Origin of the sequence: Kribbella sp. NPDC051952, from assembly GCF_040680855.1 — a bacterium.
Taxonomy (GTDB): domain Bacteria; phylum Actinomycetota; class Actinomycetes; order Propionibacteriales; family Kribbellaceae; genus Kribbella.
This window is the reverse complement of the sequence record NZ_JBFAXQ010000001.1, coordinates 617,387-630,267: the sequence shown is the minus strand read 5'-3', so window position 1 is coordinate 630,267 and position 12,881 is coordinate 617,387. Positions and strand designations below refer to the sequence as shown.

12 protein-coding genes are annotated in these 12,881 nt (G+C 69.2%); 8 read left to right on the top strand and 4 right to left on the bottom strand.

Features of this window, described 5'->3' with window-relative positions; all coding sequences use genetic code 11:
* The first annotated feature begins 60 nt into the window (after nucleotides 1-60).
* Genes AB0L70_RS03095 through AB0L70_RS03085 form a run of 3 tightly spaced genes read left to right on the top strand, consistent with a single transcriptional unit; the run spans nucleotide 61 to nucleotide 2,337 of the window.
* Entirely contained in the window at nucleotides 61-474 is a 414-nt protein-coding gene (locus AB0L70_RS03095; RefSeq protein ID WP_363679332.1) for a hypothetical protein, read from the top strand.
* A 10-nt stretch (nucleotides 475-484) separates the two neighbouring features.
* Nucleotides 485-1,720 carry a sensor histidine kinase gene (locus AB0L70_RS03090; RefSeq protein ID WP_363679330.1) on the top strand — a complete coding sequence of 412 codons (1,236 nt, stop codon included), beginning with the start codon at nucleotides 485-487 and terminating at the stop codon, nucleotides 1,718-1,720.
* Nucleotides 1,717-2,337, top strand: a complete 621-nt coding sequence (locus AB0L70_RS03085) for a response regulator transcription factor (protein ID WP_363679328.1) — start codon at nucleotides 1,717-1,719, stop codon at nucleotides 2,335-2,337. Before AB0L70_RS03090 ends, AB0L70_RS03085 begins: the two co-directional genes overlap by 4 nt.
* A 2-nt stretch (nucleotides 2,338-2,339) precedes the next feature.
* Here AB0L70_RS03085 and AB0L70_RS03080 read toward each other — a convergent pair whose 3' ends face one another.
* The 4 genes from AB0L70_RS03080 to AB0L70_RS03065 form a co-directional block, all read right to left on the bottom strand.
* Nucleotides 2,340-4,463 (bottom strand): hypothetical protein, encoded by a 2,124-nt coding sequence (locus AB0L70_RS03080; RefSeq protein ID WP_363679326.1) that lies wholly within the window; start codon nucleotides 4,461-4,463, stop codon nucleotides 2,340-2,342.
* 104 nt (nucleotides 4,464-4,567) lie between these two features.
* Nucleotides 4,568-5,179: an FMN-binding negative transcriptional regulator gene (locus tag AB0L70_RS03075; protein ID WP_363679324.1), complete on the bottom strand. Its 612-nt coding sequence runs from the start codon at nucleotides 5,177-5,179 to the stop codon at nucleotides 4,568-4,570.
* A gap of 89 nt (nucleotides 5,180-5,268) precedes the next feature.
* A complete protein-coding gene (locus AB0L70_RS03070) occupies nucleotides 5,269-5,907 on the bottom strand; it encodes an SDR family NAD(P)-dependent oxidoreductase (RefSeq protein WP_363679322.1) in 639 nt (212 codons plus the stop codon).
* A 39-nt stretch (nucleotides 5,908-5,946) separates the two neighbouring features.
* Nucleotides 5,947-6,909: an AsnC family transcriptional regulator gene (locus AB0L70_RS03065; protein WP_363679320.1), complete on the bottom strand. Its 963-nt coding sequence runs from the start codon at nucleotides 6,907-6,909 to the stop codon at nucleotides 5,947-5,949.
* Nucleotides 6,910-6,989: 80 nt separating this feature from the next.
* Here AB0L70_RS03065 and AB0L70_RS03060 point away from each other — a divergent pair, with 80 nt between their 5' ends.
* The 5 genes from AB0L70_RS03060 (at nucleotide 6,990) to AB0L70_RS03040 (ending at nucleotide 12,856) form a co-directional block, all read left to right on the top strand.
* Entirely contained in the window at nucleotides 6,990-8,213 is a 1,224-nt protein-coding gene (locus AB0L70_RS03060) for a carboxylesterase family protein (RefSeq protein ID WP_363679318.1), read from the top strand.
* Nucleotides 8,210-9,853 carry an amidohydrolase gene (locus AB0L70_RS03055; protein WP_363679316.1) on the top strand — a complete coding sequence of 548 codons (1,644 nt, stop codon included), beginning with the start codon at nucleotides 8,210-8,212 and terminating at the stop codon, nucleotides 9,851-9,853. Before AB0L70_RS03060 ends, AB0L70_RS03055 begins: the two co-directional genes overlap by 4 nt.
* Nucleotides 9,854-10,015: 162 nt before the next feature.
* A complete protein-coding gene (locus AB0L70_RS03050) occupies nucleotides 10,016-11,065 on the top strand; it encodes a LacI family DNA-binding transcriptional regulator (RefSeq protein ID WP_363679314.1) in 1,050 nt (349 codons plus the stop codon).
* Entirely contained in the window at nucleotides 11,062-11,988 is a 927-nt protein-coding gene (locus AB0L70_RS03045) for an ABC transporter permease (protein WP_363679312.1), read from the top strand. The genes AB0L70_RS03050 and AB0L70_RS03045 overlap by 4 nt, the downstream gene beginning before the upstream one ends.
* A gap of 1 nt (nucleotide 11,989) precedes the next feature.
* A complete protein-coding gene (locus tag AB0L70_RS03040; protein ID WP_363679310.1) occupies nucleotides 11,990-12,856 on the top strand; it encodes an ABC transporter permease in 867 nt (288 codons plus the stop codon).
* The last annotated feature ends 25 nt before the right edge of the window (nucleotides 12,857-12,881 follow it).

The following is a 12,881-nucleotide window of genomic DNA, read 5'->3' as shown; positions in this document are numbered from 1 at the left end:
CGGGCGATGTGCGGACCGGTTCCGCAGCAGCAGAGTGGGGACCGTCGAAAGGAGTCCGAGATGTCCATGGTCGATGTGCGGCACCCGCGGAGTGCGGGCGCGTTGCGCAATGTGCAATTGCTGACCGCCGCCTACCTCACCCTCAGCGTGCTGACGCTGATCGCCATCATTGCCCTGCGCAACCACGCGGCGATCGTCAACGACGCGGTCTGGGTCCGCGGGACGATCGTGGTCGCGAGTTCGCTGCTCACGTTCGCGTTCGCCCGCCGGGCCGCCCGCGGTTCCCGGAGGGGTTTCCTCCGGCTCCGGCTGGTCTCCGGCATCATGCTGGTCGCGATCGTGGTGATCATCGCGCTGCCGGGAACGTTCCCGGTGTGGCTGAAGTGCGAGCAGGCGGTCTGTGGTCTGCTGCTGCTCGGTGTCGCGCTGCTCGTGAACGGGCGGCACCTGCGGTCGGTGTTCACTGGTCAGTGAGGAGGCGTCGATGAGCGAGCAGGCGTGGCCGGTCCGGCTGACGGTGGTGCCGTACGTGCTGCTCGCTGTCCTCGCGGCCGTCACGGTGTCGATCAAGAGGGACGAGCCGGCGTCGCTGGTAGTCGACCTCGTGCTCTGCGCGGTCGCCGCGCTGTGGATCCTCGGGATGTTCACGCTCCGGCCGGCCGCGCGGGAGCGGACCGCCCCGATGGCGGTCTTCGTCACCGGCTTCGTGCTGATCATGGCCGTGCTGGTCATCCGCGACTCGTGGTTCGGCTTCCTCACTCCGGCCGGCTACTTCTACGCGTTCAGCCTGCTGGAGTGGCCGTCGGAGCTGTTCGCCATCGGCGCCGTCGCGGTCGTCGCCGGGACGGCGCAGGCGTACGACATCCCGAAGGACCAGGTGATCGGCTGGCTCGCGTACGTCGCGGTCGTCGCGGTGAACGTGCTCGGGATGTGCCTGGCCGCCTGGATCGGCCGGAAGAACGACGTACTGACTCAGCAACGCCAGGACGCGATGGACCAGCTGACCGAGACCAACCGCCGGCTCGAGGCGTCGCTGGCCGAGAACGCGGCCCTGCACGACGAACTCGTCGCCCAGGCGCGCGACGCCGGCGTCCACGACGAGAGGCAGCGCATGGCCCGCGAGATCCACGACACCCTGGCGCAAGGGCTGACCGGGATCGTGACCCAGCTGCAGGCGGCCGAACGGGCGGCGGACTGGCGCCGGCACGTCACCGCTGCGGTCGGCCTGGCCCGCGAGAGTCTGACCGAGGCCCGGCGCTCGGTGCACGCCCTCCGTCCACAGCCTCTGCAGGCTGGATCGCTGAGTGACGCAATCGCCGACGTCGTACGACGCTGGTCCGCGTTGCACGGGATCGCCGTACAACTCGCGACCACCGGGACGCCGCGGGTGCTGACGCCCGAGGCCGAGTCGGCGCTGCTGCGGGCGACGCAGGAGGCGCTGGCGAATGTGGGGAAGTACGCGCAGGCGACCCGGGTCGGTGTGACCCTGTCGTATCTGGAGAAGGAGGTCGCCTTGGACGTCCGCGACGACGGCGTCGGCTTCGACCCGTCCCGCTGTACCGGCCCAGGGACCGACGCGGGCGCAGGTGGATTCGGCTTGGTGGCGATGCGACAGCGGATCGAGGGACTCAACGGGACACTGGAGATCGAGTCCGAGCCGGGAGCGGGTACGGCGATCTCCGCGGCGGTGCCGATTCCCGGAGCGGGGGTGCCGGCGTGATCCGGTTGCTGATCGCCGACGACCATCCTGTGGTCCGGGACGGGTTGAGCGGGATGTTCGCGGCCGAGCCCGAGTTCGAGGTGGTCGGTGAGGCGAGTGACGGCGCGGAGGCGATCCGGCTGGCGGAGACCCTTCGGCCGGACGTGATCCTGATGGATCTGAACATGCCGGGCGTCGACGGTCTCGCCGCGATCGCCGAGCTCGCGAAGCGTGGCGGCCGCGCCCGTGTCCTCGTGCTGACCACCTACGACACCGACGGCTACGTCGTACCGGCGATCGAGGCCGGCGCGACCGGGTACCTGCTGAAGGACGCACCGCGGGATGAGCTCCTCCGCGCGGTCCGAGCGGCAGCGGACGGTCAGTCGGTACTCGCGCCATCCGTAGCAAGCACGCTGATGAACCACGTCCGTACGCCGGCTCCGCCCGAGCTGCTCAGCCCACGCGAACTCGAGGTCCTCCGACTCGTTGCCGCTGGCAACACGAACCGCGGAGCCGCCACCCACCTGTTCATCAGCGAGGCGACGGTGAAGACCCACCTACTCAACATCTACGCCAAACTCGACGTCCCGGACCGGGCGTCCGCCGTCGCCGAAGCCTTCAAACGCGGCCTGCTCTGAGTTCAGCTGACCTCGTTACCGGATGCCCGCGACGGCCCCGACCGGCCGGCGCTCTGGAAGTCCCGGGCACCGCTGGAGGCGCTGCGGGCGCCTGCGGTTTCGGTGTGCGCACCCGCCGGGATCCTGACCCCACCGGGAGGTCCTTCCGGCCGCACCGTCAGCCCGTCGGAAATGGCCTGGTCGCTCGCGGTCACGGTGACCGGGCCGAGGGTCGAGCTCGCGGTCACGTGTCCGCCCTCGGCTGCGTGCACATCGACCGAACCGGTGGCAGACCTCGCGTCCGCGGTCCCGTGGAGGTCGGTGATCTTGACCTGACCTTCTCGCGAGCTCGCAGCGGCGTTCTTGGTGGTTCCGATGTCGATGTTGCCCTTGCGCGAGGTCGCGACGACCTTGTCGGCGTTCTCGACCTTGATCCTGCCGCTGCCGGTCTGTGCCTGGACGTCAGCGGCCCGGGTGACACTGACCTTCCCGCTGCCGGAACTCGCCACGACCTTCTGCCCTTCGGCGACCTGCACGTTCCCGCTGCCGGAACTTGCCACGACGTTCTGTCCTTCGGCGACCTGCACGTTTCCGCTGCCCGAGCTGGCGTCGACGTTCACGGCCTTGTCCACGCTCACGTTTCCGCTACCGGTACGGCCCACCACGTTCTGCGCCTCGCCGACCTCGACATTCCCACTGCCGGAGTTCGCGTCGACCTCGACGGCTTTGCCGACGCTCACATCCCCGCTGCCGGACCGGGCCTGGACTCTGTCCGCGGTGCCGACGCCGATCTCACCGGAGCCAGTCTCCGCCCTGAGACTGGTGGCTTGCTCGACGTTCACGTCACCGCTGCCGGACCGGGCCTGGACGACATCAACCTTGCCGTGCGTCTCGAGGTTCGCGCTGTCGGTCGCGCACTGGATCGAGCTTCCCTCCGGGACCACGGCGTGGATCTCGATCGGCGCCGTCGGCGGCCCGAGGTCGACGGGCTGACCGTTGACGAAGACCTGGCCGTCCTCGATGGACAGGCTGCCGCCCGACATCCCCTGCATGCTGAGCGTTCGTCCGTTGATGTTCATGCTGTTGATGTTCAGGTTCGACGCGTGGCCGAACTGGGACCCGTCGCCGAACTGGACGGATGCGCCGTCGCCTGATGTGAAGACGGCGCCGTTCGAGCCGAAGGTGTTCGCGGTCACCTGGGCCGAGGCGGTGATGCGACCGTCCGGCGTCGACTCCAGGGTGGCGCCTCGTACGGCGTCCGCGGCCGGACCGGTCTGGTCCATCGTGCTGATCGTGATGCTGGCCTGGGTGCAGTTCGGGTCGGCCCGCACCACCACGCGGCCGGCCGCCCCCAGCAACCGAGCATCAAGCCGAACCGCCCCCGGCCCCCCAGCATTCAAGGGGCGAACCGTCGCCTGACCCCCCGCCTGCCCCGGAGTCGGCTGAGCCGGCCCCGGTTGCGGGCCTGTCTGAGGCCCGGTTCGCGGTCCGGTCGTCGGGCCGGGCTGTGGGGCTCGGGCTGCGCCCGGTTGAGGTCCCGTCGCCGGCCCGGTCCGTGGGCCGGGCTGTGGGGGTGCGGGTTGGGGTGGGGTTTGTTGGCCGGGCTGGTGGGTGGGGCGGGAGGGTGGGGACGGCTGGGTGGGGGTGCGGTTGGCGGGGGGTGGGGTTGGTCTGGCCGGCGGGGCTGTCCGAGTCTGGTCCCGGAAGACTTGGGCGGCTCGCCCAGGGTCGTAGCCCGCGGAGGCCGAGCGCCCGAGGATCTGACCGGGGGTCTGCTGTTGCCGCGCAGTCTCGGCGCGGGCTACCTCCTGGAGCCGCTCCTGCTGACCGGCGAACGCCGCAAACGCCTCCTGCACAGCAGGATCGCTGAACATCGAGTGGTTCCGGTTCAGACTGCGGAAGAAGTCCGCACTGCGCCCCTCCCAACCGGCCTGCGCCGTGGCCTCCAAGTTGGACGAGACCTGCGCATCGCTCATCGCCCGCCCCCGGAGAAGCTCCTGCCGGACACCAGGCAAATGGTTGTCCATCAACTGCCCTAACGCGGCCCGCTCGGTTTCCGAACGCCGTTCCATGTAGTCGAGCAGCTTTCGCAACACCCGCGTCAGGGCTTGCTGCGCCTGCGCGATGACCTGTTGCGCGTCCGCCACCTGGTGACCTCACTCTCCGACCGGATCCGGCTCACGGCAGCGTATAAGCACGCCGAAGTCCCCGATCGGGGCTCCAAACAACAGTTTGATTGCGATCGGGGTCGTCAGCGGCGGTGCTGGGCGACTGCGACCGCGGTGTCGTCCTCGCCGGAAGCGTGCAGGCCCTCGATCACGCCGTCCACGTCGGCCTCCGGGCGGTTCTGGCTGAGCTTGAACTTCGCCTCGATCCGCTGGATCGCGATCTCCACCCCGACGATCGCCCGCAACTGCCCGGCGAGGAACTTCGGCGGCGCATCGTCCACCGACCACGGCTCCGCCCGTCCCGCCTCGTGCCGGTCGGACAACCGGCGTACGACGTTCTCGACCCAGGCCGGATCGTCGTGCACGGTCATCGTCCCGTACACGTGAGCGGTGATGTAGTTCCACGTCGGCACCACGCGGCCGTGCTCGCGCTTGGACGCGTACCAGGCCGGCGACACGTAGGCGTCGGGACCGCGCATGATCACCAGCGCGTCCCCGACCACGGTCCGCTGCCAATGATCGTTGTTCCGCGCGAAATGCCCGAGCAACACGTTCCGCGAACGGTCGTGGACGAACGGCAGCATCGTCGCCACCAGCCCGTCCGTCGTCATCGTCACCAGGTCAGCGGCGCCGTGCTGGGCCAGCAACTCCTGGACCGACTCGTCGTCGGGCGCGAAGTGGTTCGGCACGTACATCGGTCACATCCTCGTCTGGGGTCGATACCAGTCTTACCGGCTCCACGCCGGCCGAGGAGATCCAATCCCGAGGATGTTGACCAGTCCACTCAGTGCAGGACTTCGTGCTCCCACTCACCCTGCGGCTGGGTGTGGAGCCGCCAGTAGTGCTCCGCGATCTCGTCCGGGTCCCAGGCGCTGCCGGGCGCGACCCCGCCGGTCACGGTGACGGAGGCGGTGTGGATGCCGGCCGCGCCGTACTGCTGGTCGAGCAGCGTGACAAGCGTCCGTACGCCGGCCTTGCCGAGCGACAGGCTCGTGTACGCGGACACCGGCTCCGGCATCCCGCCGGTGAGCAGGAACGTGCCGCTGCCCCGGTCGACCATCGCCGGTACGACGTGAGCCGCAGTGGTGATCGCACCGACCACGTTCACCGCCCACGCGTCCAGGTGCTGCTGAGCGGTCAGATCGCCAACTGTGTCCGGTTGGATCAGCGCTGCGTTGTACACGACCACCTCGGGTGCGCCATGCGCCGCGATGATCCGGTCGAGTGCAGCCCGCAGCCCGACCTCGTCCGTACTGTCCGCGTTGACTGCGACGACCTCAGCGCCGCCGAGCGCGTCGACCGCGCCCTTCAGCGTCTGTTCCGAGCGGGCAATCAGCCCGGCCGGCATCCCTTCCCGGGCGAACCGCTTGGCCACTGCCACGCCGATCCCCGGCCCTACTCCGATCACTATGAATCCAGCCACGCCACGACCGTAAAGCCTGACACCAGTGTCAAGGTCAAGTCAGCGGCGGGGAAGGACAGTCCCGGACCTCTTGAGGGTGGTCGTGAGCGGGGCGGTCTCGATATGCGTGATGCCGGGCAGCGTGCCGATCCGGGTGGCGAGGTAGTCGTAGAGCGCGTCCGCGTCGGTGCACAGTACGAACGCGAACAGGTTGGTCGGACCGGTCACAGCCGTCGCGAACGCGATCTCCGGGTGGTGCGCCAACGCGTCCGCCACCGTCGACAGCTCGGACGGTACGACGGTCATCCACAGGGCAGCCTGGGTGGTGTACCCGAACAACAGCGGATCCGCCTCCACATCGAAGTACAGAACCCCGGCCCGGACCAGCTCAGCCAGACGGCGTCGCGCACTCGACTCAGGCATCCCACTCGCCGCAGCCAGCGCCGGATAGGCGGCCCGGCCGTCCTTCGCGAGCTCAGCCAGCAGTCGCTCGTCCGGCCCGGTGAGCTCGAGGGGTACGCCGTACTGCGGGTCTGAAGCTCCCGGGCTGAGCGCATCCACCTGCTGTGGTGTCAGAGCCGCCGTACGCCCTGGCCAGCCCGCAGTGCCGGCGACCGCGCGGAGCATGCACTGCGCAGTGACCGCGGTGATCCGTGGGCCGCGGGGCAGCTGCTGCAGGAGCGGAGTGCGCTGGTCGTGGGTGTGCGTGATGCAGGTGACCTCCAGGCCGCCGGAGGTGAGGCAGACCCACGATGTGTCCTCCCGGCGAGCCATGGCCGCTGCCACCGCGACGGCCGTGTCCGGCGCGCACTGGATCCGGATGAGCCAGTCGACCCGGCCGAGCCGGCGACTCGACGGCACCCCGACCACGCGCACCGCGCCCGTCTCGCGGAGCCGGTGATAGCGGCGTGCGATCGTCCGGTCGGAAGCGTCCAGTACGGCGGCGATCCGGCTGAACGACGCCCGTCCGTCGACCTGCAGCGCATGCACGAGCTGCTCATCCAGCACATCGAAATCCACCATGATGCGATCCATCGTGTCGGAATCCGCAGGAATCGGCCACCTTCCTGACGCGGTCGCTCCGCTGTTGCGACCGTCGGACCATGAACCCGCCAGAGACGAAGATCAGCCAGGGCCGACTCCGCGGACGACGCGAGGCCGGCGTAGACACCTACCTCGGCATCCCGTACGCCGCTCCACCGAAACGGTTCGAACCACCCGAACCGCCACCACCCTGGGAAGGCATCCGCGACGCGTCCCGGCTCGGACCGGCCGCGCCGCAGCCACGCTCCCGCCTCGCCGACGCGATCGGCGACCGCACACCCGAGCAGTCCGAGGACTGCCTCACCCTCAACGTCTGGGCTCCCGCTGACGCCACCGGCCGGCCGGTGCTCGTGTTCCTGCACGGCGGCGGCTTCAGCTCCGGCTCCGGCGGCTTCGACTGGTACGACGGGGCTCTGCTGGCTCAGCGTGGCGACCTGGTCGTGGTGACGATCAACTACCGGCTCGGTGCGCTCGGATTCCTCCGGCTCGAGCACAGCAATCTCGGCCTGAAGGATCAGATCGAGGCGCTCGGCTGGGTCCAGGAGAACGTCGCGGCCTTCGGAGGCGATCCCGGCGCGGTGACCGTGGCCGGTCAGTCCGCCGGCGCGATCTCGATCCTGGCGATGCTGTCCGGTCATGCCGCGGACGGCCTGTTCCGGAGCGCGATCCTGCAGAGCGCGCCAGGTGGGATGCGACCGCAGACCACCGCCGAGGCGGACGCCAAGACAGCCGAGTTCCTCGAGATCCTCGGCACCGATCCGCAGACGGCCGCGGTGAGCGAGATCCTCGCGGCCCAGTTGGAGCTCGCCCGCCGGCATCCCGGGGTGGTCCCGCCGTTCCAGTTCGTCGCCGAGCCCGGAACGGTGGCCGACGACATCCTCAGTACGGTCGGCGCCCGCGGCGCGGACGACGTACCGATCCTGATGGGCACGGCCCGCGACGAGGCCGGCTCGCACGGCGGCGATCCTCGCGTCACCACGGAACTCTTCGAAGCGCCGCTGACCCGGCTCGCCGACCTGCTCTGGTCGGCGTCCAACGCGGCCTGGATCTACCGCTTCGACTGGTGCCCGGCCGGCAGCACGTTCGGGGCCTGCCACTGCATCGAACTGCCGTTCGTCTTCGGCAACCTGGCCGCCTGCCAGGACGCACCGATCCTCGCCGGCGCCGACGACCAGACGCTCGCCGCGATGGTCGACGTCGTCCAGCCGGCCTGGATCTCCTTCATCCACAACGGAAACCCCGGGTGGCCGGTGGCCGCCGTACAGCGATTGGACCTGCCATGACTGTCTACCTCAACGGGAACGTCGTCACCGTCGACGGTGAGTTCTCGATCGCCCAAGCCTTCGCTGTCGAGGACGGCCGCTTCACCGCTGTTGGCAGCAACGACGAGCTCGCCCAGCTCGGCGACGACGTTGTCGATCTCGACGGGCGCACGGTGGTGCCCGGCTTCATCGATGCGCACGCCCACACCGTGCATCTCGGCCTGGACCACGCTGCCGAGCCAACCCTGCTCGGCCTCAGCTCGGTCGCGTCGATCGTCGAGACGATCAAGGCAGCCGCGGCCGAGGCCGAGCCGGGCGAATGGATCGTGACGTCGTCGATCGGTGAGGCGCCCGATTACTTCAACCTCCCGGAAGGACTCACCGAGGGACGCTGGCCGACCCGCCAGGACCTCGACGCGGTCGCGCCGGACAACCCGGTGCACATCCCGACTCCGCCGTTCTGGCCGCACCCGGCCATCCTCAACAGCGCCGCGCTCGACCTGCTCGGCGTCACCCGCGAATCGGTGGACCAGCCAGGCATCCAGGTCGAACGCGACGAGGCCGGCGAACCGACCGGGCTGATCTACGGCCTGGTCTTCTACAACGCCCGAAACCCCGTCGTCGGCAAGCTCATGTCGTTGCTGCCGGCAATGAGTTCCACCGCCCGGCAGGACGCCATCGCCAGAGCATTGCAGGGGAACCTGGCACACGGACTGACCACCATCTACGAGGGCCACGGCAACGGCCGCTTCGTCCCCGATCTCCAGGCCCTGTACGCCGCCAACCGGCTGGCATGCCGCGTGGTCACGACGTACGACGTTCCGGTCGGAGTGGACCTCGACGACTGGATGTCTTCCGTCGCCGACGCCGCCGGGGCGGGCACCGGGGACGATCACCTACGCGTCCGTGGCGTGACGGTCGGACTGGACGGGCCGACGCACTTCGGTGGTGCGCTGATGAGTCAGCCGTACGGCGATCCGCACGACGTACTCGGGAACGGCTCGTCGGCGCTCACCGTCGAGCAGCTGACCGACATCGCCCGTCATGCGGCTGCGCACGACCTGCGGTTCAACGTCATCGCATCTGGGGACGTGGCGTGCGAGATCGTCGTCAACGCCTTGGAAACCGTGCACCGCGAGACGCCGTTGACCTCCCGGGCCTGGGTGGCCCAGCACTTCCACCACGTCACCCGGGAACAGATCGAGCGGCTGGCGGCGATGGGTGTGGTGGCACAGGTGTGTGCGGGAGTCGACTACGGCCGCGGCGTACCGACGTTCGTGAACCGGCTGCCGGGGGATCAGTGGGAGCACGTGACTCCCGTGCGGTGGTGGATTGACGCCGGCGTTCCGACCGCACTGGCGAGTGACGGCATGCATGAGCCGTTGTTCCACGTGTGGGCCGCGCTGACCCGGATCGACGGTCGCAGTGGACGCGATCTGCTCACGCCACCGAAGACCATCACGCGTGCGGAGGCCATCCGTGGGTGGACCGCCGACGCCGCGACGGTGCTCGGTGTCGCCGACCAACTCGGTTCGATCGAGCCGGGGAAGCTGGCGGACTTCGTCGTACTGGATCGGGACATCCTGACCTGCCCGGTCGACGACATCCGGGACGCGATGGTCCTCACCACCGCACTGGGCGGCGAGATCGTCAGCGAGTAGGGATCTATCTCGGCGCCCGGCCTGCGGGCCGGGCGCCGAGTGCTAATGGGGATTAGCTGGTAATGCGGTGGTAATCAAACTCAACTCTTGACACGTGGGTGAAACGCTGGCGAAGCTTTCCGCAATCGCTGTGGTAGGGCGTATTAGCAGGAAGGTACGCGCTTGAATCGCACACCCGCCAAGAGACCCACCCAGGCAGACATCGCCCGGCTGGCCGGCGTCAGCCAGGCGACCGTCTCCCTGGTGCTCAACGAGCGCGATGCCGGTGTCCGGATCAGTCCGGCGACCCGGGAGCGCGTGCTGACCGTGATGCGCGAGTGGGGGTACGTCGCGAACGCGTCCGCCCGCTCACTGGCCGGCGGCCGGAACAAGATCATCGGCGTCTACACGTTCGAGCCGGTCTTCCCGACCAGCGGCGTCGACTTCTACTTCCCGTTCCTGCTCGGGATGGAGCAGGAGGCGGCCGACCTCGGCTACGACCTGCTCCTGTTCACCAGCGCCGGCGGCGAACGCCAGATCTTCCGCGACGGCTCGACCCGGCTCTGGCACGCCGACGGCGCCCTCCTGCTCGGCCGCGACCCGAACGTCGAGGAGATCGAGCAACTCCGCGACTCCGGCTACCCGTTCGTGTACGTCGGCCATCGCGAGGTGTCCGGCCCACCGGTCTCGTACGTCGCTGCCGACTACACCGGCGCCACCCGGCAACTCACCGAGCGGCTGTTCGAGCTCGGCCACCAGCGCGTGGCGTACGCCCGGATCGGCAACGGCGACGCACAGCCCAGCCGTGATCGCGAAAGTGGCTTCCGGCGGGCAACGCCGTCGAAACAGGTCCGGCATCTGACCGGACCGGTCTGGACGCTCGGAGACGTCTCGGAGGTCGATGGGCTGGTCGAAGAGCTCCAGCGCAGCGGAGCGACCGCCGTACTCGCGGAGCAGCAACTGCTGGCCGAAGAACTCCAGGTGTGTGCCGCTCGGCGTGGGCTGTCCATTCCCGCCGACCTGAGCGTCGTCGCCCTCGGGGATGCGACCGGGGCGCGCCACGACGGGACCGATTGGACCGCGCTGGTCGTGCCGCGTGAGGAGATGGGCCGGCAGGCGATGCGGCTGCTGGTGCGGTTGCTCGAGGCACCGGAGTCCACCGCGCTGAGCGAGAGCGTCGAGTGCTCGATCGCCCCCGGCGCCACAATCGGTCCGCGGAAGGAGTCCGCATGATCCGCGTGGTCGTCAAGCGACTGCTCATCGGCGTGTTCGTGATGTGGGGTGCGGCCTCCCTGATCTTCCTCATCGTCCGGGTCGCGCCCGGTGACCCGGTCTCGATCCTGCTCGGTCCGGATGCGACCCAGGACCAGATCAAGGAGCTGAGCGCGTCCCTCGGCCTCGACCGGCCACTCATCTCGCAGTACTTCGACTACCTCGGTCACGCCGCCCGCTTCGACTTCGGCGACTCGTACCGGCTCGGCCGGCCCGCGATGGCCGAAGTGCTCGAGCGGTTGCCGGTCACCGCTGAGCTGATGATCGCGTCCACCCTGATCGCGGTGGCGCTCGGCCTGATCCTCGGACTGATCGCGGGCGGCCGTCCGGGCAGCGTGGTCGACCGAGTGGTCTCGGCGGCGGCGATCGCGCTGCAGTCGTTCCCGACGTTCTGGATCGGCATCATGCTGATCCTGCTCTTCGCCCTCGCACTGCGGATGCTGCCCAGCTCCGGCTCGGGTACGCCGCAGCACCTGATCCTGCCCGCGATCACGATGGCGCTGCCGTTCACGGCGATAGTCGCGCGACTGACCCGGACCAGCGTGGCCGAGACGCTGCGCGAGCCGTACATCCAGACCGCCAAGTCCAAAGGGCTCACCGATCGGCAGGTGCTCCTCGGCCACGCGCTGCGCAACTCGCTGCTCCCGGTGGTCACGATCGTCGGTCTGCACATGGGCGGCCTGATGGGCGGCGCGGTGATCGTCGAGAACGTCTTCGCCTGGCCCGGCCTCGGCTCGCTCGTGGTCGACTCGGTGACGAACCGCGACTACGAGGTCGTGCAGGCGGCGACCTTCGTGATCGCCGGCATCGTGATGCTCTTCAACCTCGCCGCCGACCTCGTCTACTCCCAGCTCGATCCGCGCATCCGGCTGGAGGGAAGCTGAGATGGCCTCCATCGCTCTGACCCGCCCGATGGCCGTCCGCCGAGTCGGCTCCTGGCTCAGCCGTGTCCCGTACGTCGTACTCACCATCTACGCCCTGGTCGCGGCGATCGGCCCGCTCGTCATCGACTACAACCCGGTCCGCGCGTCGCTCGACGACCGGCTCCTCAAGCCCGGATCGCACCTGTCCACCGGTGGTACGGCGTGGCTCGGCACCGACGGGCTCGGCCGCGACATGGTCGCCCAGATCGTGTACGGCGCCCGCACGTCGATCCTGATCGGGCTCGCGACCGTGGTGGTGTCCTGTCTGATCGGCGTCACCGTCGGCACGGTGGCCGGGTACTTCCGCGGCTGGCTCGACGCATTCCTTGCCCGCGGCATCGACATCCTGCTCGCGTTCCCGGCCATCCTGCTCGCGATCGTGATCGCCGGTGCGTTCGAGCGCAGTGTTCCGGTGGTCGTGGTCGCACTGGCCGCGACGGCGTGGATCTCCTTCGCGCGGGTGACTCGCAGTGTCGCGTTGTCCTTGCGGGAGCGTGCCTGGGTCGATGCGGCCCGCGTTCTCGGCGTCCGGCGTACGTCGATCCTGCTGCGGCACGTCGTACCGTTCACGATCGGTCCGGTGGTCGCGCTGGCCACGGTCGAGTTCGCCCTCGTCGTACTGGGTGAGGCCGGCCTGAGCTTCCTCGGGATCGGGTTGCCCAACTCGGCCGTGTCCTGGGGCCAAACCATTGCCAACGGCAAGCAGTACCTCGCCAGCGCGTGGTGGATCTCGGCCCTGCCGGGGATCGCACTGTCGCTGCTGATCATCAACATCGGAATCCTCGGTGACCAGCTCACCGCCCGTTACGGACGCGGACACCTCAGATGACGCGCCCAGCTCCCGCGGAAGGCAG

Excerpts from the sequence above, each read along its gene's own strand:
- AB0L70_RS03095 (WP_363679332.1), top strand. The coding sequence starts at position 61 with ATGTCCATGGTCGATGTGCGGCACCCGCGGAGTGCGGGCGCGTTGCGC.
- AB0L70_RS03090 (WP_363679330.1), top strand. The coding sequence starts at position 485 with ATGAGCGAGCAGGCGTGGCCGGTCCGGCTGACGGTGGTGCCGTACGTG.
- AB0L70_RS03075 (WP_363679324.1), bottom strand. The coding sequence starts at position 5,179 with ATGTACGTGCCGAACCACTTCGCGCCCGACGACGAGTCGGTCCAGGAG.
- AB0L70_RS03065 (WP_363679320.1), bottom strand. The coding sequence starts at position 6,909 with ATGGTGGATTTCGATGTGCTGGATGAGCAGCTCGTGCATGCGCTGCAG.
- AB0L70_RS03060 (WP_363679318.1), top strand. The coding sequence starts at position 6,990 with ATGAACCCGCCAGAGACGAAGATCAGCCAGGGCCGACTCCGCGGACGA.
- AB0L70_RS03055 (WP_363679316.1), top strand. The coding sequence starts at position 8,210 with ATGACTGTCTACCTCAACGGGAACGTCGTCACCGTCGACGGTGAGTTC.
- AB0L70_RS03045 (WP_363679312.1), top strand. The coding sequence starts at position 11,062 with ATGATCCGCGTGGTCGTCAAGCGACTGCTCATCGGCGTGTTCGTGATG.
- AB0L70_RS03040 (WP_363679310.1), top strand. The coding sequence starts at position 11,990 with ATGGCCTCCATCGCTCTGACCCGCCCGATGGCCGTCCGCCGAGTCGGC.